Here is a 20177-nt window from a genome sequence, read left to right as displayed (position 1 = left end):
AATGGCGGATCAAAAAAAGAAAAATCTGACGCCTGTCATGCAGGAATATCAACAATTCGCAAAAGAGCGTGAAGTCAAGCGGCCCGTTTTGAAAAATTGCGTGCAAGCTTTTATAACGGGCGGAATCATTTGTTTAATCGGGCAAGCGATTCAAACGTTTTACATGTATTATTTTAATTTCACGACGCTGACTGCCGGCAATCCGACGGTTGCGACGATGATTTTCATATCGATGCTTTTAACGGGATTTGGGGTTTATGACCGGATTGCCCAGTTCGGCGGCGCAGGTTCGGCCGTTCCTGTGACGGGGTTTGGAAATGCCGTCATTTCTGCGGCGATTGAGCACCGGACCGAAGGATATGTGTTAGGCGTCGGCGGCAATATGTTCAAATTGGCCGGATCTGTCATTCTGTTCGGCGTGTTCTCCGCATTTGTGATCGCTACGATTAAAACAATCCTCATCACATGGGGGGGATTGTAATGCTTGCGGGTCACCGTACTTGGATGTTTGAGAACAAACCGGTGATTGTTTCAACCGGAACGTCGGGAGGGCCATTCGAGGGAAACGGAAAAATCCCGGAAGACTTTGATGTGCTGCACAACGATATTTGGCTGAATGAGGATTCCTTTGAAAAAGCCCAGAAGGTTCTTTTGGAGGATGCTTGCAAAGCGGCGGTGCAAAAGGCGAAGATCCAGCAGGAGCGGGTGCAGTTTTTTCTCGGCGGTGATTTGATTAATCAAATCACGCCGACAAGTTTTGCGGCAAAAACGCTCGGGGCGCCGTATTTAGGCTTATTCGGAGCCTGCTCGACATCGATGGAAGGCCTGGCTTTGGGGGCGTTTATCGTCAATCATAAGGGGGCGGACTGTTTGCTGACAGGGGCTGTGAGTCACAATGCGGCGGTTGAGAAACAGTTCCGTTATCCGACGGAATACGGTTCGCAAAAACCGCCTACTTCACAGTGGACTGTGACAGGAGCGGGGGTGGCGCTGTTAAGGGATCAAGGAGACGGCCCTGTTGTTACATCAGCGACACTCGGCAGAGTGATCGATATGGGATTGACTGATCCGTTTAACATGGGCAGTGCGATGGCGCCTGCCGCGGTCGATACGATCGAAGCTCATTTAAAGGAACGGGGTGTTGATCCTTCTTATTATGATGTGATTGCGACAGGAGACCTCGGGCATATCGGCAGAGAGATTGCCCTGGATCTATTTAAAAAGCATGACACATCGATTACGGAAAAGCAATTTCAGGATTGCGGATTGATGATTTACAGGGAAGGACAGCCCGTTCTTGCCGGGGGAAGCGGCGCAGGGTGTTCAGCGGTTGTTACATACGGCCATTTGCTGAACCGGATGAAAAAGGGCGAGATCAAACGCCTGCTGGTCGTTGCCACCGGAGCGCTGTTATCGCCGCTGTCATATCAGCAGAAAGAAACGATTCCGTGTATTGCCCATGCTGTTTCAATTGAGGTCGGAGGTGAAGGATAGGTGATCTTTTTTTGGGCATTTGTCGTCGGAGGTCTCATATGTGTCGTCGGCCAAATCATGTTCGATGTGTTTAAGCTGACGCCGGCCCATACGCTGTGTACGTTCGTTGTCATCGGAGCCTTGCTCGATGCGTTCGGGCTGTATGAGCCGTTTATTGATTTTGCAGGAGCCGGAGCGACCGTTCCGATCGTGAGCTTCGGAAATCAGCTGTTCCACGGGGCGATGGAAGAAGCGCAGCAATACGGTTTGATCGGCGTCATCACCGGCATGTTTAAAGTAACGAGCTCCGGAATTTCGGCTGCAATCATTTTCGGAATGATTGGAGCGCTTCTTTTTAAACCAAAAGGATAAGGAGGTGCCTGTGAAATGACGGTTGGAGCACAGGTCAAGCAATGCCTTGCCAGCCTAAAAAGTGTTGAATCAGGTCTGTCGGCATTGGCGCTGAAATCACAGGATGAAGAAACGAAACGCCTTTTTCATGAAACAATGATGGCAACAGACGATGTGATCGAAGATTTGAAAAAACGGGTTGGTGAGCTTGAACGAGAGGAATATCAATACAAAGGCTTCTGACTGAAAATTTTTGTACAGATTGGAGGGATCACACGTGCCTGAGTGGTTAGATGTCGTCATCCGTTCTTTTATCTTTATGCTCGCTCTGTTTGCCATCACAAAGATGCTCGGGAAACGGCAGCTGGCAGAACTTTCGTTTTTTGAATATATTGCGGGAATTACGATCGGGGGCATTACATCCGAGGTCGTTATGGGCCTTGAGAACAGCATCATCAACGCCTTAATTGCTGTCGTCATTTTTTCGGCAGTCCCTTTCCTGGTCGAGTTGATCTCGTTAAAAAGCAAGAAATTCCGCGACTTTTTTGAAGGAACGGGAACGGTTTTCATTAAAAACGGAAAGGTGATGGAAGACAATTTAAAAAAAGAAAAATACTCGACAGACGAGTTGCTGGAGCTTTTAAGAAAGAAGGATGTTTTTAATATTGCGGAGGTCGAGTTCGCCATCCTGGAGCAAACCGGCGATTTAAACGTGCTCTTGAAAAAGGAGCACAGACCGGTTACCGTCAAGGACCTTCAGCTTCCATACCAGGCGGAAAAAGAGCCGCAGACCGTGATCACAGACGGACAAATTTTGGACGAGCCGCTGTCGATTGCCGGATTGAACAGGCGCTGGCTGCAGGAGGAACTTGAAAAACTGGGCGTCACAATAGAAAATGTGTACCTCGGACAAGTTGATTCAAACGGACAGTTGACGGTCGATCTGTACGATGACCAATTACAAATTCCGTCACCTCAGGAAAAGCCTTTATTATTGGCAACGATTAAAAAATGCCAAGCCGACCTTGAACTGTTTGCTCTGGCGACGGACTCAAAGCCGGCAAAAGCGATGTATGCCAAAAACGCAAATAAACTGAAAGACTTGATCCAAAAGCTTGAGCCTGTTTTACATGAATAGCAGGTAAAAGGATTTCCTCTTTTAATGAGACGGGCTTTGCTTGATGACATCCACACTATTATTTTGAGGCGAATTCACCAATAGCGATACTTCATAAGCCTCCATTTCATCTGAGCTGTAGGGTTGCAGCAGCCTTTTTAAACGTTCAGCATCCTGTTGACGGGGGTTTAGCCATTCCTTTTCATGATCACGGGTAAGAATAGCGGGCATCCGGTCATGAATATCCGCCATGAAAGCGTTTGGTGTTGTCGTAATAATGGTGCATGTATAAACAGGTTCGCCGCCGGGGGATCTCCACCTATCCCACAGGCCTGCAAACGAAAAAAGGTCATCTGATTTCAGCTTGATCCTCATGGGCTGTTTTCGTTTTGAATCAATGCGTTTCCATTCGTAGAAGCCGTCAGCCGGAATGATGCATCTTCTGCTCATAAGAGGCTTCCGGAAGGCCGGTTTTTCGGATAATGTTTCAGCCCGGGCGTTGATCATCTTATAGCCGACTTTTTCATCTTTGGACCAAGGAGGGATGAGCCCCCACCGCAAATAGCCCAGCCGATGGACCGTACCGTCATTGATGACGGCCAGGATTTCTTGGGAGGGAGCGATGTTGTAGCTGGGCCTGTATTCTTCTTCCGGAATCGTTTGACCGATGTCAAAACGGTCGATGATTGTTTCATAATTAGAAAACAGTGTGAATCTGCCGCACATCTCGATCACCTTCGAAGGTTTTTGTTTATTGTATAATAATGGAATTCTAAAATCAAAGCATGTGATAAATTTCGATCAGGTTCTTTTCCGGGTCCCGAAAATGGGCAATCCGCGCCCGCCACTCCTTGCGATCGTGCGGTTCGGTCACAAACTCGATCCCGTTGTCTTTGAAACGGTTATACGCCTTATCGACATCTTCGACTTCAAATTGAAGGAGAAATTTTGCTTGAGATTCTCCTTCCCCGCAGGCAACTTCAGCCATCGCTTTTCGCGATAAAAGCTCGATTTTCGTTTCCCCATTGTTGAAAAGGGCATATTCCGTTTCTTCCTCATAAAAGCTTACGGACAGCCCCAATATATCCTTGTAAAACGCGGCAGTTTTCTTAAAATCGTCCACCAATAGCCTGATTTGCAACAGTTTCAATTCAATCGCCTCCTATTGATGTACAGTATGCAAAAAGAAACTTGACAGCATTGTGTCAAGTTTCTTGTCAGTTATTTAATTCGCTGTGTTTTTTCGAATAAAGGAAATAGACAATAATACCGACTGCGATCCAAATGACAAACGCTGTCCATGTGACGCGCGGCAGGCTGAGGGCCAAGTAAAGGCATAGGCCGGCGCTGAGAAGCGGTACAAATGGAACGAGCGGCACCCTGAAAGCTGCTTTAATATTCGGGTGTTTTTTGCGAAGTACAATTACGGCAATCGAAATGATCATGAATGCCGCAAGCGTCCCCATGTTGACAAGGTGAGCAAGTGTGCCCAGGTCGATAAAACCGGCAATTCCGGCTGCGATGAAGCCTGTCAGCCATGTGTTTTGGAACGGCGTTTTGAACTTTGGATGCACTTTCGCAAATGTTTTTGGCAGCAGTCCGTCCCTGCTCATTGAAAACGTTAAGCGAACCTGTGCGTACAGAAGGGCGAGCATAACGGTCGTAATTCCGATAATGGCGCCGACTGAAATAATTCCGGCAAGGCTGTCCTGATTGACATACTTAAGCGCAAATGACACGGGATCGGCGACATTCAGTTTTGTATAAGGCACCATCCCCGTCAGCACGAGTGTAACAGCGATGTAAAGCACAGTACAAACCGCCAGCGCTCCGATGATTCCGATCGGCATCGCTTTTTGCGGATTTTTTACTTCCTCTGATGCGTTTGAGACAGCGTCAAATCCGATGTAAGCAAAGAAAACCGTTGCGGCGCTCGTAATGACGCCCTGAATGCCGAACGGCATAAACGGCGACCAGTTTTCCGGTTTGACATAGCCGACTCCGGCGATGATGAATAATAAGATAATGGCGATTTTTAAGAGTACGATCACGTTGTTAAATCGTGTGCTTTCTTTTACGCCTCTGCTGACAATCGCTGTAATGATCAGAATGATCGCAGCCGCCGGCAGGTTGAAGACGCCGCCTGATGCACTTCCCGGAGCGGCTGTCAATAGAGCCGGAAGATGCAGATTGAAACCGGCAAGCAAAGACTGAAAGTAAGACGACCAGCCTGTCGCAACCGCAGAAAGCGCAATGACGTATTCAAGCATTAAATCCCAGCCGATCAAAAAGGCGAGAAACTCTCCAAGCGTTGCATAAGAATACGTATATACACTTCCGGATACAGGTATGGAAGAAGAAAATTCAGCGTAGCAAAATGCTGCAAGCGCACAGGCGATGGCCGCTAATATAAATGACAGAATAAGTGCAGGCCCTGCAGTTGTTGCGGCGACCGTTCCGGTAATGACGAAGATCCCGGTCCCGATGACACAGCCGATTCCCAATAAGACTAAATCAAAAGCGCTTAAAGAACGGGCCAGGCTTTTCGTTGCACTTTGCTCCATTAATTTGTCGAACGATTTTTTTCTAAATAATGAACTCATAAGTTCCTCCTGATAATAAGCGAAATATTCAAACAATTATTTATGTCGACTTTTGTATTATATTGTCGAAAAGGAAAATAATCAACAAGAAAATTTTGCACTTTAAAAGGTTGAAGCAGAAAAGCGGCAAACTGCCGCTGAATTGTCACATTTTCCTTTAGTATGGCTAAAAAACCGCTGGTGTAAAACAAAATAAGCCGGCGAATTGGACCTTCCAGGTCTAATTTGCCAGCTTGATAAAAATGCTTTTTTATTTAATAGTAAACGTAAATCACAGAGGAGGTAAATTTCTTCACATTCGTTGGACGGAATAACGCTTTGAATCATGCTCAAAAAAAGAAAACACCCTATAAGCTTTTTTAATTCGTAAATCAGTTTAACAAAAAAAGGGGCAATTGCCCGGTAGAATACTACTCGCTTGGTTTTTTTGCTAGAAGTTGTTCCCGCCCAGGTTTCCTTGTTGGAAAGTATTCGCATTTCTCAAGTTTCCTTGCTGGAAAGCGTTCACGTTGCTTGGAATTCCTTGCTGGAAAGCGTTCGCGTTGCTTGGGAATCCTTGTTGAAACGCGTTCGCGTTGCTCAGGTTTCCTTGTTGGAACATATTCATGTTAGCCCCTGCACCGAGTGACGGTTGAGACGGGACATATCTTATACCGTTAAACATTTGTCTCCACAGGTGATCGTTGGTTACCCATATTTCTTTATCGGGAAGTTCAACCGCGCATACTCTTTGTAATGGCCAATTTTGTTCGACGAGTCCATTTACTTTAGTATGATTGATTAGCAAAACGCTGAAATCGTTTTTAACTAAATCTGATAATACGGATTCAAGCTCCTGGGCTTCTTTGAACGTTCCGCTCGTTCTGACAAACAGGATTCGATCAGCTGTCTCCATTTTGTCTAGAAATCTGTTAATCCTTCTGTTGAATTTGGCCTTTACTTCCGGATAAGTGACGAGATCCTCCATTGAGTTTTTGTCGGCTTTAAAATCATGGGCAGAGTCGACACAGTAATAATCATCTCTTACTAAGATGTACCGGTCAGGAGTATCGACTCCGGTCGAGTATCCTGTTACTCTGAGATTATGAGGCTCCAAAAAGTGAGAGAAACGATCTTTCAACATCCTGGTTAGGTCTGACAAATAAGGGGTCCCGACCCAATCTAAAGGACCGGCAAACGGCCTTAAATTATTTTTTCTCAGCTGAAGCCCTGTTAAACAAAGATGCCCCAAGCCGAAAATAGCATTATAGTTTCCTTTGATTTGATTTAAATTCATACATCAATGCTCCTTTTTGTGAAATGTCCTGCGGGTTGATACTAGTATTCTATGTTTATATGATAGTTGAGCAACGACTCGTACCCACCTTCATTCAGCGTAATAGGAAAAATAGTCAAAACACCTTCTGGCTTCTTGTTTCTGGAAATGATCACGGAATTTTGACTTTTTCTGCAAACAGATCTATAATGATGAACATACTCTTTATATTGTGGAGGATTATTAAAAAATGACGCATTCGATGAGACTTCGTTTCCCAACTTTGAACCGGTAATTCAATACGTTCAAAGGCTCTGCTTGTGTATGCAGAGTAAACGGGATCAGTCTGTCCTTTTTTAATAATCTTCATGTTGCACATGGAAAGGCGGATCGTTCTGCCTTTCTTTTTTATGTCATCCCTTTCGTGGAAGGTTTATTTGGTGACGGCTTTTTATCATGATCGGTCTTCTTCCCTTTTACTCTGAATCGCAGGCAGACAGCCTGTGATTTTTTTATATTGAAAGGAAGAGATCGTATGGCAAGAAAACATCATAAACGAAGTCGTGAACAACTGCCCAATTTTTCCGGGCAGCATTTAATGCATAATAAAAAGCTGATTCATGAGATTGCAGATCGAGCCAACATCACCAAAAAAGACACGGTTTTAGAGCTCGGAGCAGGAAAAGGCGCTTTAACAACCGTTTTGAATCAGAGAGCCGGCAAGGTTTTGGCGGTAGAATGCGATTCCGGATTCGTCGATATTCTAAAGCGGAAAACAGAGCAGAATCCAAATACGATAATTATTCATCAGGACATCATGAAAATCCGTTTGCCGAAAGAGAAGTTTATCGTTGTCTCCAATATTCCTTACTCGATCACAACGCCGATTATGAAGATGCTCCTGAACCATCCTTCAAGCGGTTTTCAAAGGGGGGTGATCGTCATGGAAAAGGTGCGGCGAAACGATTTACCTCACATTGCGTGAAAAACGTGTATGTGCTCATTTGGAAAATGTGGTTTGATATCCGTTTGCTGAAGGGGATTTCCAGAGAGCATTTTTCTCCCCCTCCAAAGGTCGATTCGGCAATGGTTATGATCACTAGAAAAAAAGAACCGGTCATCCCTCATAAAGATTACAGCGCTTTTCTCGGGCTTGCAGAGCACGCCTTCAAGAACCCGCAGGCTTCTGTCGGGCTTGCTTTAAGAGGAATCTTTACGCCGCCACAATTGAAGCGGTTGAGAAGAGCTTTAAAAATCGATCACGAAAAACCTGTCGGAACGCTTCGTGAAGATCAATGGGGAATTGTTTTTCAGACGATGGTGCAGCATGTGCCGCGTGTTCGCTGGCCAAGAATAAATAAAAGAAAATTTGATCGTCAGCGGAAATCTCCGCGATAAACATAAGGGAGCCTCTGTGCTCCTTTTCCCGGATAAAGCCGACAGGAATTTCCGTCCGTTTGTCGAATAAGGTATCGGAACAACGGACAAAAGGAGAAGAGACAATGGATGCAAGAATCGTACAGCTTACCCATGGGGCAGAAGAATATATAAAAGAAATCGCGGAGCTGTGGAGCGACAATGCAGCAGAAACCGCGGATTGTGAATTGGATGAGGAAGAGAAGACAGCGGTTCAAGAACAAATCAAACAATATATGCAATCCAAATACGGTGCGGTATTCGCAGCGACGAATGAAAAACACCAGGCCGTTGGATACGCCATTGCTTCGCTGAAGCAAGATTTAGTCAGCAATACGCTGTACGGCCAAATCGATGAAATCTATGTAGCACCGGAGTACCGAAGACAGAAAATGGCCGGAAAAATTGCAGCTGAATTGCTGAATTGGCTTGAGAGGAAGAATGTTTCTTTTGTTCAAGTTTATGTTGACACAGATAATGAATCAGCTTTGGCATTTTGGGAAGAAACGGGCTTGGAAAGGGAGTTTTTTGTTCTCTCTAAGTACTGACTTTTTCACATACGACACCCCTGTAGGGTATTGTAACATAATGTACAAAAAAACGGCTGCTCCCTTATGATAATATAGGAGATATGAGACATAATGGAGATGATGAAATATGACTTGGCTTTTTGTGACGATGCTTATTATTATGAGCCTTGTTAAACTAGTATTGACGTGCCTTCCATCCGGCGTCGTCGAATGGATTTCCGCCAAATTTGAAGTGCATTCAAAACTAAGCGGCGAGAATGCCGATGTAACGATCAGCGGAAAACGCCTCGAGGGCCAAGCTAAAAAAGAAGTGATTCAGCATTTTAACGAAGCTATATTTATGGAGAAGTATTATATATACCCGGGGGACGAGCATTTATATTTACATCCAAAGGACAGCGGACCGCCTTTCGTCATCGACACGAAAAAAGGCAAAAAAGATGTAAGGCTGTGGATATTTACCTACGATGACCGCGTAGATGTCGTCAAACAATACAAGAAGAAAGTCGTCGCGTATTGCCTGCAGTCTGATATTCTTCAAAAGAGGGCGGCTGGGGAACCATCAAGCGTATCTGGATAAAGCAGGCCTTTTTAAAGCCTTTTTAAGCAAAAAGGCTTTTTTCTTTTGTCTGTCAGTTGTTCTTTAATCAAAAAAGAAAAACCCGAAAAATCGGGTTTAAAAGTTGACTTTTACAGTAGTACCATCGTGGTACTTTATAGGTTCATCATCGTTGAATACATCTTTTAGTTTAATGTTGATATATTTTAAATCATCAGCATCTGAATTAAGGTACGGTACCACGATGTACCCTTCTTTTGCTACTTTTCCGTAGAAAGAACCAACACCGTTTTTATCCGGATTTTGAATCATATCCTCAGAGGAGACTTCAATTTGTTTTTTTGTATTGGTTGTAATGGCTTCTATGCCGTTAAACATAACGTTTTTATCCGATGTATTTTCGGTATTATACGATATTTGAATCGTCAAAAACTTGTCGGCTTTGATGCCTTTTTGTTTCAAGAAATTCTTCCCGCTTTCTTGAAGATTGGATCTTTCAATAACTTTAACTTCATCAATTTTCATCTTTATCGGATCTAAGTCCAAGGTTTTGTTCACTTTTGCAATCTTTTTTAATGTCACTTTTGTTCCGTTGTCTTCTTTACTCCATTGCCCTATTTTTTCTAAAGGGCCATCTGTTTTCAATGAATCTTCACTGCTGCTTTCTGTTTTGGCTGCGCTTTTTTGAGTTTTAGATGTTGATGTTTCGCTATTGCCGCAAGCAGCTAAAAGCATTGAGACGGTTAGTAACGCGATAAAAAAAGTAAAATATTTTTTCATTTTCTAAACCCCTTCATCATCTTTTTATTTATATAAATCTTTAGGCTGTTCCTAATCGAATGCCTAAAAGGATCATCATCCTGACGTCTCCCTTTTTCATCACAAATTTTCCATAATTACTATATCGACAAGATGAAGGATCCGTTTAATATTTTTTTTGGGATTTTTAAAAATGCTGAGCATAAATACCTGTAAAAAAATTAGATGCCGGAGTTGGGGTGAATGAACAGATTTCGGCGGTTGTTTTTTTAGGTTTTACTGAGTGGCTGGGGAAGCATTATTTCTTGTCGGTTATAACAATAATTGAAGAGGTTCATTGAAATAGGCTTTTTCAATAAATTATTTTGACTACCCGGTTAGCAAGAGTTGCAATTTTTACTAACCAATTGGCCAATTAGTGATGTGCCTTTACGGCTTTATGATAAAGAGCTTTCTGCAGGTGTCAGCGAAGGAAGGGCGCGGGTCGTGTTAAACATGGAGGAAGCCGATATAGAGGAGGGGGATATCCTCGTAACGGCGTTTACGGATCCGAGCTGGACGCCGTTGTTTGTATCTGTGAAAGGCTTGGTGACTGAGGTCGGCGGGCTCATGACCCACGGCGCCGACATCGCGCGGGAATACGGGCTCCCGGTCGTCGTCGGGGTTGAGCATGCGACGAAAGAAATTAAAGACGGCCAGAGGATCAGGATTAATAGTTCGGAAGGGTATGTTGAAATCCTAGAATGATTTGAAGTTGAAACGAATGCAGCTCAGGATTCATTTCGAAAAACCTGAGCGTTTTTTTATTCCCCAGGCAATTTAGGCCGCCACCCAATTATGCACAGACAATCATCCAATAAGGGTGCCGATAAGTATAATGTTGGAAAAACTGCAGATGGGGAGTGGAAAAAGTTGTATGTTTACCAGCCTTTACAGGCGTATCCGCGGCAATATTATAATCCTTACTCGTATCCTGGCGCTTTTCCCGGAGGATCACCATATACCTCCTATGGCCCCTCTTCACTTTTTAACTCTCCGTGTTTCAGAGAGTGTATAAGAAGCGGAGCCGATCGTTATTTCTGCTGCTATATATGCGGTTTCTGCTAAGCCGGAGAAGCGGGGTTTTCTTTTCAGTCATCACATTCCAGCATTTCTTTAAGAACGATGGCATGGTTGTGGATCTCGTCCTTGGCGCCGTACAGCAAAACAACGCGCTCATTTTTCATCATGTCTCTTAATTCCTTTAACTTCGCCTGTTTTTCAGCGTCCTGTCTGATTTCTTCTTGATAGGCTTCTTTAAACTGTTCAAATTTCTCAGGATCATGTTGAAACCATTTTCTTAATGAAGGGCTTGGGGCGATTTCTTTCATCCATTCATCTAGACGGGCATCTTCTTTGGAAATTCCGCGGGGCCAGACGCGGTCAATTAAAATTCTGCGGCCTTCCAACCGGGGATGTTCATTATAAATCCGCTGCAAAACGATCGGCATTTGCTCCATCTCCTTTTTATTCATCTTAAAGCGATTGGCTTTAGCCGAAACAAACGGCTGAAAAAGGGCCTCTCACGCTGATGCGCTGGAAGCCCTTTAACTTTTATTCGATCGAGCTTTTTTGGGCGCTGTACATTTGCGCTACACTTTCATCAATTTCATCCCTCGACATCCGCCGCGCTTCTTCGGCTCTGCCGTAGCCGATTTCGAGCCTTCCTTCTTTCAGCCCTTTGAAAATGGCATCGGCGAAATCGTCCACCGGAGCTCCGAAGTCGTGCAGGCCGACTCCGCCAAGATCCGTATTGACCGCCGGAGGAGCCACTTCAATAACCTGAACAGCGGTTTCTGAAAGCTGATGCCTTAAGCGCATCGTAAAAGAGTGAAGAGCGGCTTTTGTCGACGAGTATATCGGCGCGATCGCCATCGGCGTAAAGGCGAGGCCTGACGTGACATTGATGATTGCGGTGTTTGTTTTCTTTCCGGCGAAATATGGAGCAAACAGCATGGCAAGGTGGAGCGGGGCCTCCAAATTGACGGCGATTTCTTTACTGTAATGGGCCCAGTTGTCTTTTGCATCGGTTTTTAATATATCGTAGCGCTGCTGAATTCCTGCGTTATTTACAAGTACGTTGATCTGGGGATGATGTTCTGTTACCCATTCAAACAGCGCAATGCGGTCAGCCTCAACCGTTACATCGCACACACGAGTGATGATGTCCGGATATTTTTGCTTCGCTTCTTCAAGCTTCTTTTCGCGTCTTCCGCATATAATGACCGTATTTCCGGCACGAACGAAGCGTTCGGCAAAAGCGAGTCCGATTCCTGATGCTCCGCCTGTAATCAGTATTGTATTACCCGACAGTTCCATTCAAATCCCTCATTTCTTTAAAATAATTGTCCTGTATACTATGATGATCGAAATATTCGCAGACTGCAAGCCTTGGCATAGACGGGGGGCAACGCTTCCATTATGATTGAATCATGAAGAGAGTGGAATGAAATGTCAAAAATCACAGTGGAAACCTGCTATGGATCGTTGAAAGGAACCGTACAAAACGGTGTCCGCATATGGAAGGGCATCCCTTATGCGAAGCCTCCTCTCGGTGAATGGAGATTTAAAGCCCCCGCAAGAAATTGATCCATGGGAAGGCGTCAGGGAGGCAACTTTTCAATACATCCATTTCAATAGAAGAAGATCCCGATGCTGAAAAAAGAAAAAAGTTGATGGCATGATGCCAACCTCCCTCTTGGTGAGGGAGGTTCTAAAAGCGATCGATCATCCGCTTTGCCGATACCGTTCATGTTGAATTTGCTCCAACGATTTTCCGCGCGTCTCCGGAGCCATGAGAAGGCCGATGATCATATGAATGGCGAGAAATACGATCATCACGCCGCCGGCCGTTTTAAACCCGAGTGTGGTGATCATGGCCGGAACGACTAATGAAATCAAGCCTACACCTATTCGTACGATAAAGAACATAAAGCCTTGGGCCATCGCTCTGTATTTCGTATGAAACAGCTCCGCCGCCCATAATCCGTAAAAGGCCTGCGCGCCAAAGCCGGCGGCAATCCCCCAGAGGCTGACGAACGATAGAAGCTCCGCCATTCTCATGCTCCCGAAGGTGAGAATGATCCATGCAGCCGTCCCCATTGCTGCACCGATGCCGAACAATCGCTTTCTGTTGGCTTTATCCCCTAAACGAATAAAGACAACATATGTGGCAGCCACCGTCAATATCCATAAAAACGCTTGCAGCAAATTGGCCTGGGCAGCCGTTAAGCCGCCGACCGTTTCATAAATATAAGGCATAAAATAGCCCATTGTTCCGGCGACAAGGTTCCAGAAGGCATAAATACCGATCAACAGAACCATTGCATGAAGGTTTGCTTTATTCGTAAACAGCTCTTTAATAGACCCCTTTTCATCCATTCCTTTCGCTTTGTCCTTCTGTTTTTGTTCCTCCCAGATGGCAGATTCATGAATTTGCTGCTGCAAAATCCACGTTATGATCGCGACGACGAATAATTGGGCAAAAATCAGCCGGCTCCCCAATAAACCGAGCGGCGCTAATGCAACGGACAACAGCAGGGTGATGGCGGGGCCGATTGACCATGCGAACTGTCCCCAGCCGACGCGCGCGGCCCGCTCATGATCGGGAGCTTCCTCGGCGATATACGTCCAGGCCGCAGGGATGGCCGCTCCCACTGCAATCCCCGTTACAATGTAGCCCGTTAACAGCATAGGAAAGTTAAACGATGCCGCAATCAATAAAACTCCCAGCATATAGACAAGGAGATTATATTTATATACGAATTTGCGTCCGTACCGATCGACTAAATACCCCCCGATTAAGGCGCCGATTGCAGCCCCAAACCCATTTGCGCTTAAGGCGCCGAGAAGCCCGACCTTCGCGTCGTTCAACCCCAGGTATTCGACCCATAAAGACAGACCGCCTGCCCCGGCGACAATTGACCCGGCTTCCAGATAATTGGACATCGCAACCGTTATCGTAGATTTTAAACTGCCTTTCTTTCTATCTCCCATATTTCTTCCCCTTTCAAAGCTGTTGTCTTTTTAGGCGGCAGAAGACAAACGAATTTTGCAAACGCTTACTTTTATCCGCGCATGAGCGCGGCTGCAATGCAAAATCATCCCCTCTCCCAATTTTTATTTCTAACATAACCTTATTCTTAAAACGGAAATAAATCAACATAAAATTTTGAATTTTCGTTTGTGTTATTTTGTTTGTGTTTGTTTCGGGCTTTTGTAAACAAAAAATGATAGGCAAGCGATATTTTAAGAAAAAATGAAACTTTTCCTTCGATCTAACAGCAGGCTCAAGCACAGACACCGCAAAGCGTGCTGCAATCCAGAATCTGTGAATGTTGCTGAAGCGGAAACGCTCTTGCTTGGTTGCCCCTGCAGGAGCGTTTTGGTTTGGATTTTGTTCTATGTAAGAAATCAGCCTCTCGACGTTTCTGTTAAAATTATCCTAAAAAACAGCGGGATGGATGTTTTATTGATTACTGCCATGCGTATATTTACATTGCACCCCGCTTGCATATTGATTGCATGATTAATTAGCCATCCGTATCCTAAAGATAAGATCATAGCAACAATAAGAACTAAATCGGCACGTGCCGCAATACATAAAACGGCCCGGGTCCGAAAAGAAAATACGGAGGAAAAACAAAATGGAACTAGGCATCAGCACCTTTGTAGAAACAACCCCGGACATAAAGACGGGAAAAGTGAAAAGCCATGCAGAGCGGCTGCGCGAGGTCGTTGAGGAGATCGTTCTTGCTGATCGGGTCGGGCTGGATGTATTCGGCGTGGGAGAGCATCACCGCGAGGATTATGCGGCTTCATCTCCCGCTGTCGTGTTGGCTGCGGCGGCTCGCGAGACGAAGAGGATCAGGCTGACAAGTGCGGTTACAGTGCTTTCATCAGATGACCCCGTACGCGTCTTCCAGGATTTCGCCACGCTCGACGGGCTTTCAAACGGACGGGCGGAAATCATGGCCGGCAGGGGATCTTTCATCGAATCGTTCCCGCTGTTCGGCTATGATTTAGATGATTATAATGAGCTGTTTGAAGAGAAGCTTGATTTGCTCTTGAAGCTGCAAAAGTCGGAGAGAGTAACGTGGAGCGGCAAGCATCGTCCGGCCATTCAAAATTTGGGCGTATATCCGCGGCCTGTTCAGGATCCGCTGCCTGTATGGATCGGGAGCGGGGGCAACCAGGAATCCGTCGTTCGCGCGGGGCTGCTCGGCCTGCCGCTTGTCCTTGCCATCATCGGAGGGAGTCCGCTTCACTTTGCTCCGCTTGTTGAGCTTTATCAAAAAGCGGCTGAGCATGCGGGGCATGATGCATCAAAGCTCCAAGTCGCTTCTCATTCACACGGCTTTATTGCCGAGGATACGGAGACGGCTGCCGAACAGTTTTTCCCTTCGACTCAGCAGGCGATGAATACGCTCGCCCGGGAGCGCGGCTGGGGGCCGTATACCCGTTCAAGCTTTGATGCTGCACGAAGCTTTGAAGGAGCGCTTTATGTCGGGGATCCTGAGACCGTAGCTAAAAAAATTATTCATCTTCGCAAACATGTAGGGATCACAAGGTTTATGCTCCATGTGCCGGTCGGATCGATGCCGCATGAAGATGTCATGAAGGCGATCGAACTTTTTGGAAAGGAAACGGCGCCGCGCGTCAGGGAGGAAGTCTCCCGCTGGGAAGCGGCGCAATAAACACGAGGCCCGCTTATTGTGCGGGCCGTTTTATTTCATGTAATGCTTTTTAAAATCGGGATGGATCGAAAATTTGCGACGCAGATTGATGAGGTTTTCCCCGAAGCTTTCCTCCAGTACGCCGCGATGCTTCTCCATGATTTCCATGAGGTACAGATCGTGGATCATCACTTCCGTAATCGGCATCACCAGGCCTACATGCATCGTCCACGCGGCGCGGCTGTCTTTCCCCTGCGAGACAATGCCCGCTACGACTTCAGAATCGTCTACGCTGAATACAAGCCACCGGCCGTCATACTCTTCCGTAATCTCGCGGCTTCTGTCATGCAGGTATACGTTCGCGAAATCAGCCTCAATGCCGCCGTAACCGATAATCGTAACGATGACGCCATTATCTGCGGCGTGTTTAAGTTCTGATTCAATTTCTTTAAAATCCTCTTTCCAAATTTCCAGAAGAATTCTTTTTTGGGCGGATAGAATGCACGCCTTTACCTTATCGAGGATTTCGCTTCGTCCCGTAATGTTCCAAATATTTTCGCGGTCGTTTGCGGAACGTTCGAATTTCTCAAAATACCGTTCAGCTTGTTCAAACGTTTCTTCGGCTTTCAAGCGGCGGTTTTTAATGAGCTCTTTGGCAGGTACGGGAATGTACTGCGGCGTGTTGCCGTAGCTCACAAAAATATCTCCGCGAATCACAAGGCTTTCCAGGACTTCGTATATTTTTGAGCGCGGGACGCCGGATTTTTTTGCCACTGCATAGCCTGTCAGCGGAGATTCTTCTAATAAAGCGAGGTATGCTTTTGATTCATATTCGGTGAAATTCAGGTTTTTTAATATTTCTAAAATGTTATCTTTCATAGATCCTCCTCACGTCAAGGAATAGTCGCTACCTTTGTAACTCATATTTTAGCCGGACGTATTGATTTTTTTCAAGAGCACTGATACACTTTTTAAGTAGTTACTTGGGTAGTCACTATAAAAATAAATATCGTGTATGGAGGGAGAACATCGTATGGATAGCCTTGTGTCATACATAGCGATTGCCGCCATGATGGTCGTCATACCGGGAGCCGATACGATGCTGGTTGTAAAAAACACGCTTCGGTACGGTCCGAATGCGGGCCGCTGCAATGTTCTCGGATTGGCGACGGGACTTTCCTTCTGGACGCTGATTGCCATTCTTGGCTTAGCCGTTGCCATTGCGAAGTCTGTGGTTCTTTTTAGTACGATCAAGTATTTAGGGGCCGCCTATTTAATTTATTTAGGCATAAAAAGTTTCTTTTCCAAAAACGCTGTTTCGTTAGAAGACATTCAAGTGCAAAACGAGAACCTTAAACATTCCTCGAAGCGCCATTATAAAGATTCTTTTTTACAGGGCTTGTTAAGCAATATTCTCAATCCAAAGACCGTTTTGGTCTATATCACGATCATGCCCCAGTTTGTCAATTTGAAGGAAAGCGTGAATCAGCAATTGATTGTGCTCGCGTTAATCCTGACCTTCATGGCCGTGTTTTGGTTTTTGATCCTTGTTTATCTCATTAATTTCGCAAAAAAATGGCTGAGGAACGCAAAGTTTCAGAAGGTCTTTCAAAAAACCGCCGGGTTGGTGCTGGTGGGGTTTGGGATCAAAACCGGGTTGAATTAATAAAAAAGGAGTGAGAAACAGAACTCACTCCTTTTTATTCGTACTTCTTCAATACAATTGCGGAATTGTGTCCGCCAAAGCCAAATGAGTTCGACAGTCCGACATTTAGTGAGGCTTTGCGGGCGCCTTCCCGTACAATGTCCAAGTCGCACTCCGGATCGGGGTTGTCCGCATTTATCGTCGGCGGGATGATGCCTTTTCTCAAACTTTCCACTAACGCGATGGCCTCTGCACCGCCGGCCGCGCCGAGCATATGGCCAAGCATCGATTTGTTGGCTGTAACCGGGACTTTGCCGGCGTGATCGCCAAACAGCTTCTTGATAGCCAAAACTTCAGAACGGTCGCCAACCTGCGTGCTTGTAGCGTGAGCGCTGATCACATCCACCTCAACGGCTGCTATATTCGCTTTTCTAAGCGCATTATTCATCGCCGCATATGCTCCCTTTCCTTCAGGATGCGATGCCACCATATGATGCGCATCTGAGCTCGCGCCATAGCCTATGACTTCGCATAAAATAGGGGCATTTCTCAATACGGCGCTTTCCAATGATTCCAATACCAATATACCTGCACCTTCGCTCATCACAAAGCCGTCACGGTCGATATCAAACGGCCGGCTTGCCCGGGCAGGCTCCCCGTTTCTCGTTGACAAAGCTTGGGCATTTCCGAAGCTGGCCAATGACAATTCCGTAATCGCAGCTTCGCTTCCTCCGGCAAAGATGATATCAGCTTCATCGTTTTTAATCGCAAAAAATGCTTCGCCAATCGAAGTATTCCCGATGGAGCATGCGGTTACCGGTGATAACGACGGGCCCAGCGCTCCCAATCTGATGCTGATTTGGGCTGCGGCTGCATTTGATATCATCATCGGCACCAGGCTTGGGCTTACTCTTCCCGGCCCCCGCTCATTCATTACGTTCACCTGGTCAATCAATGTATGAATGCCGCCGATTCCTGAACCGACATATACGCCTAAACGTTCACGATTGGCCTTATCAAGCTGCAATCGGGATTGTTCCAGCGCTTGTTCAGCGGCTGCCAAGGCAAACTGGGTAAAGCGGTCCAATCGTCTGGCTTCCTTCTTTCCCCATCTTCCTTCAGCGTCCAAATCGCGGACCATTCCAGCTATTTTTGTTTTGAGACGCGAAGTATCAAGCGTATTGATAGAGGATATTCCGGATTCCCCGCTCACTAAACGGTTCCAAAACGTATTCACATCATTGCCCAGAGGAGAAATAACTCCCATACCGGTAATGACGACTCTTTTCATAGCAATTCCCCCCTTGAATATATTCTCAATTTTAACCGTTTCGTATCCTATTACAAGTTGTAGATTATCATAGTATAATGAGTACCATGATAAGAAAGGAGACGCACATGAAACCTGAAACAAGACTTCAAGCGCTATCGGAGTTTTTGAAAACCCAGCGTTCCAAAATTCATCCGCAAATGGTCGGACTGCCGACAGGCACCCGCAGAAGAACGCCTGGCTTAAGAAGGGAAGAAGTCGCCCAATTGGCAGGCGTCAGCACAACATGGTATACGTGGCTGGAACAAGGCAGGGATATCAAAGTGTCCGCCGCGGTATTGGATGCCGTCTCAGATGCCTTGCAGCTAAACAAGGATGAGCGGAATTATTTATATGCCCTTGCATTTGAAGAAGGGGTGAAACAGGCGTCCCCGATTGAAACCGAAACAGAGATCAGCCCGGCCTTGAGCAAAATCCTGCAGGAGCTTCGCTATTGTCCGACGATTATATCCGACAGAAGGTGCCACATTGTCGGGTGGAATGAGGCAGCAGCCCATGTGTTTATAAACTTTGACCAAATTCCGCTAGAAGAGAGAAATCTCATACGGCTGCTGTTTTCCAGAAAGGAATTCAGGAGTCTCGCGGTAAACTGGGAGCATTTTGTGAGAGGATTTATCGCCATTTTCAGAACATATTACGGGCAATATGTTGCTGATGACTGGTACTCGCAGTTCATAGAAGAGATGGAACAAGCCTATCCGGAATTTCATAAATTGTGGAATGAAAGCGAGGTAAGCTCGGCGCCGGAAGTATTAATTGAATTCCGCCACGCCAGGGCCGGAAAAATGCTGTTTAACCTGATGTCGCTGCAGGTGCAGGGAGATGCCGATTTGCGATGCAGCGTCTATACGCCTGTCGAAAATACGGAAACCGAAGCCAAGCTGAAGCGCCTGGTTGAATCGCGGTGATTTGTCATAAGGCCTTTCTTCTATTAAGAAAGGCCTCTTTACCCGAATCACGTTCTCGCCGCAAAAATTTGAAAGGTCACGCCGAACGGATCAATGACCATGCCGTAGGCCGGGCTGAAGTAAGTCTTTTCGAGTTCAGTCACGACTTTTCCTTGTTCCCGGAGTTTTTCATAGAGCCGTTTAGCTTCGGAAACCTCGCTCGCCGTCACGCAGATAGAGAGCTGGTTCCCGTTTTGAAAAGGCAGCTCCGGGATAATATCTGCGATCATAATGGTTGTTTCGCCGATTTTTAATACGGCGTGGGCAACAAAGTCTAATTCATGTTCCTGAAATTTTGCTGCTTCATCCTCTGGACCTTCTCCTATCGTCTGCTGAAAAATAACCTCGGCACCTAGCGCCTCCCGATAGTATTCGATTGCTTTTTTTGCCTCTCCGTTCATCAGGATGTACGGGGTGAGCTGTAATGACATAAAGAAACATCTCCTTTATATTATAATGGTGACAACTTATGTCATGG

22 protein-coding genes and 3 pseudogenes are annotated in these 20177 nt (G+C 45.9%); 14 read left to right on the top strand and 11 right to left on the bottom strand.

Annotated features, from left to right (window positions below):
* Position 1 precedes the first annotated feature (1 nt).
* The 5 genes from spoVAC to AB447_RS12525 all read left to right on the top strand — a co-directional run bounded on the left by spoVAC (position 2) and on the right by AB447_RS12525 (position 2962).
* Positions 2–481, top strand: coding sequence for a stage V sporulation protein AC (gene spoVAC / locus AB447_RS12545; protein WP_048405811.1), 480 nt, complete (start codon positions 2–4; stop codon positions 479–481).
* Positions 481–1494 (top strand): stage V sporulation protein AD, encoded by a 1014-nt coding sequence (spoVAD, locus tag AB447_RS12540; RefSeq protein WP_048405812.1) that lies wholly within the window; start codon positions 481–483, stop codon positions 1492–1494. The genes spoVAC and spoVAD overlap by 1 nt, the downstream gene beginning before the upstream one ends.
* A complete protein-coding gene (gene spoVAE, locus AB447_RS12535; protein WP_048354818.1) occupies positions 1495–1845 on the top strand; it encodes a stage V sporulation protein AE in 351 nt (116 codons plus the stop codon).
* Between the two features lie 15 nt (positions 1846–1860).
* A complete protein-coding gene (locus AB447_RS12530; RefSeq protein ID WP_048354819.1) occupies positions 1861–2067 on the top strand; it encodes a DUF1657 domain-containing protein in 207 nt (68 codons plus the stop codon).
* 76 nt (positions 2068–2143) lie between these two features.
* The gene (locus AB447_RS12525; protein ID WP_048354870.1) at positions 2144–2962 is read left to right on the top strand and encodes a DUF421 domain-containing protein; all 819 of its coding nucleotides are present in this window, start codon (positions 2144–2146) and stop codon (positions 2960–2962) included.
* Positions 2963–2983: 21 nt separating this feature from the next.
* Here AB447_RS12525 and AB447_RS12520 read toward each other — a convergent pair whose 3' ends face one another.
* The 4 genes from AB447_RS12520 to AB447_RS12505 form a co-directional block, all read right to left on the bottom strand.
* Positions 2984–3667: an SOS response-associated peptidase gene (locus tag AB447_RS12520; protein WP_057957592.1), complete on the bottom strand. Its 684-nt coding sequence runs from the start codon at positions 3665–3667 to the stop codon at positions 2984–2986.
* A 52-nt stretch (positions 3668–3719) separates the two neighbouring features.
* Positions 3720–4091 (bottom strand): VOC family protein, encoded by a 372-nt coding sequence (locus AB447_RS12515; RefSeq protein WP_048354820.1) that lies wholly within the window; start codon positions 4089–4091, stop codon positions 3720–3722.
* A 67-nt stretch (positions 4092–4158) separates the two neighbouring features.
* Positions 4159–5544: a branched-chain amino acid transporter BcaP gene (locus AB447_RS12510; protein ID WP_048354821.1), complete on the bottom strand. Its 1386-nt coding sequence runs from the start codon at positions 5542–5544 to the stop codon at positions 4159–4161.
* A 430-nt stretch (positions 5545–5974) separates the two neighbouring features.
* Positions 5975–6820: a DUF1796 family putative cysteine peptidase gene (locus AB447_RS12505; protein ID WP_082142394.1), complete on the bottom strand. Its 846-nt coding sequence runs from the start codon at positions 6818–6820 to the stop codon at positions 5975–5977.
* A 229-nt stretch (positions 6821–7049) separates the two neighbouring features.
* Here AB447_RS12505 and AB447_RS27515 point away from each other — a divergent pair, with 229 nt between their 5' ends.
* The 4 genes and pseudogenes from AB447_RS27515 to AB447_RS12490 all read left to right on the top strand — a co-directional run bounded on the left by AB447_RS27515 (position 7050) and on the right by AB447_RS12490 (position 9325).
* Positions 7050–7094: an erythromycin resistance leader peptide gene (locus tag AB447_RS27515; protein WP_156177705.1), complete on the top strand. Its 45-nt coding sequence runs from the start codon at positions 7050–7052 to the stop codon at positions 7092–7094.
* 240 nt (positions 7095–7334) lie between these two features.
* Positions 7335–8197: pseudogene (erm, locus tag AB447_RS12500) on the top strand (23S ribosomal RNA methyltransferase Erm).
* Between the two features lie 104 nt (positions 8198–8301).
* On the top strand, positions 8302–8763 hold the full coding sequence (locus AB447_RS12495; RefSeq protein WP_048354822.1) for a GNAT family N-acetyltransferase: 462 nt from the start codon (positions 8302–8304) through the stop codon (positions 8761–8763).
* Between the two features lie 109 nt (positions 8764–8872).
* The gene (locus AB447_RS12490) at positions 8873–9325 is read left to right on the top strand and encodes a YfmQ family protein (RefSeq protein ID WP_048354823.1); all 453 of its coding nucleotides are present in this window, start codon (positions 8873–8875) and stop codon (positions 9323–9325) included.
* Positions 9326–9421: 96 nt separating this feature from the next.
* Here AB447_RS12490 and AB447_RS12485 read toward each other — a convergent pair whose 3' ends face one another.
* The gene (locus AB447_RS12485; RefSeq protein ID WP_048354824.1) at positions 9422–10084 is read right to left on the bottom strand and encodes a hypothetical protein; all 663 of its coding nucleotides are present in this window, start codon (positions 10082–10084) and stop codon (positions 9422–9424) included.
* Between the two features lie 429 nt (positions 10085–10513).
* Here AB447_RS12485 and AB447_RS12480 point away from each other — a divergent pair.
* Positions 10514–10810 (top strand): annotated as a pseudogene (locus AB447_RS12480) (PEP-utilizing enzyme); the annotation flags it as partial.
* Positions 10811–11193: 383 nt separating this feature from the next.
* On the opposite strand, the gene AB447_RS12475 reads toward AB447_RS12480, so the two are convergent.
* Complete coding sequence (locus AB447_RS12475) at positions 11194–11553, bottom strand: DUF488 domain-containing protein (protein ID WP_048354826.1); 360 nt, start codon at positions 11551–11553, stop codon at positions 11194–11196.
* Between the two features lie 103 nt (positions 11554–11656).
* Complete coding sequence (locus tag AB447_RS12470; protein WP_048354827.1) at positions 11657–12421, bottom strand: SDR family oxidoreductase; 765 nt, start codon at positions 12419–12421, stop codon at positions 11657–11659.
* A 132-nt stretch (positions 12422–12553) separates the two neighbouring features.
* Here AB447_RS12470 and AB447_RS25810 point away from each other — a divergent pair.
* Positions 12554–12719, top strand: a pseudogene (locus AB447_RS25810) (carboxylesterase family protein); the annotation flags it as partial.
* A gap of 110 nt (positions 12720–12829) precedes the next feature.
* On the opposite strand, the gene AB447_RS12465 reads toward AB447_RS25810, so the two are convergent.
* Positions 12830–14098, bottom strand: a complete 1269-nt coding sequence (locus tag AB447_RS12465) for an MFS transporter (protein ID WP_048354828.1) — start codon at positions 14096–14098, stop codon at positions 12830–12832.
* Between the two features lie 650 nt (positions 14099–14748).
* Here AB447_RS12465 and AB447_RS12460 point away from each other — a divergent pair.
* Positions 14749–15798 (top strand): LLM class flavin-dependent oxidoreductase, encoded by a 1050-nt coding sequence (locus AB447_RS12460; RefSeq protein ID WP_048354830.1) that lies wholly within the window; start codon positions 14749–14751, stop codon positions 15796–15798.
* A gap of 30 nt (positions 15799–15828) precedes the next feature.
* On the opposite strand, the gene AB447_RS12455 is transcribed toward AB447_RS12460, so the two are convergent.
* The gene (locus AB447_RS12455) at positions 15829–16656 is read right to left on the bottom strand and encodes a TrmB family transcriptional regulator (RefSeq protein ID WP_048354831.1); all 828 of its coding nucleotides are present in this window, start codon (positions 16654–16656) and stop codon (positions 15829–15831) included.
* A gap of 154 nt (positions 16657–16810) precedes the next feature.
* Between AB447_RS12455 and AB447_RS12450 the strand changes: the two genes are divergently transcribed.
* Complete coding sequence (locus AB447_RS12450) at positions 16811–17443, top strand: homoserine/threonine efflux transporter (protein ID WP_048405823.1); 633 nt, start codon at positions 16811–16813, stop codon at positions 17441–17443.
* Between the two features lie 34 nt (positions 17444–17477).
* On the opposite strand, the gene fabF is transcribed toward AB447_RS12450, so the two are convergent.
* The gene (fabF, locus tag AB447_RS12445) at positions 17478–18713 is read right to left on the bottom strand and encodes a beta-ketoacyl-ACP synthase II (RefSeq protein WP_048354832.1); all 1236 of its coding nucleotides are present in this window, start codon (positions 18711–18713) and stop codon (positions 17478–17480) included.
* Positions 18714–18820: 107 nt separating this feature from the next.
* Here fabF and AB447_RS12440 point away from each other — a divergent pair, with 107 nt between their 5' ends.
* A complete protein-coding gene (locus tag AB447_RS12440; RefSeq protein WP_048354833.1) occupies positions 18821–19660 on the top strand; it encodes a helix-turn-helix transcriptional regulator in 840 nt (279 codons plus the stop codon).
* Between the two features lie 47 nt (positions 19661–19707).
* Here AB447_RS12440 and AB447_RS12435 read toward each other — a convergent pair whose 3' ends face one another.
* Positions 19708–20130, bottom strand: coding sequence for a VOC family protein (locus AB447_RS12435; protein WP_048354834.1), 423 nt, complete (start codon positions 20128–20130; stop codon positions 19708–19710).
* Positions 20131–20177: the final 47 nt, after the last annotated feature.

It is taken from the genome of Bacillus glycinifermentans, assembly GCF_001042475.2.
Taxonomy (GTDB): Bacteria; Bacillota; Bacilli; order Bacillales; family Bacillaceae; genus Bacillus; species Bacillus glycinifermentans.
The sequence above is the reverse complement of the archived record's forward strand: the minus strand, read 5'-3'. Positions and strand labels throughout refer to the sequence as shown.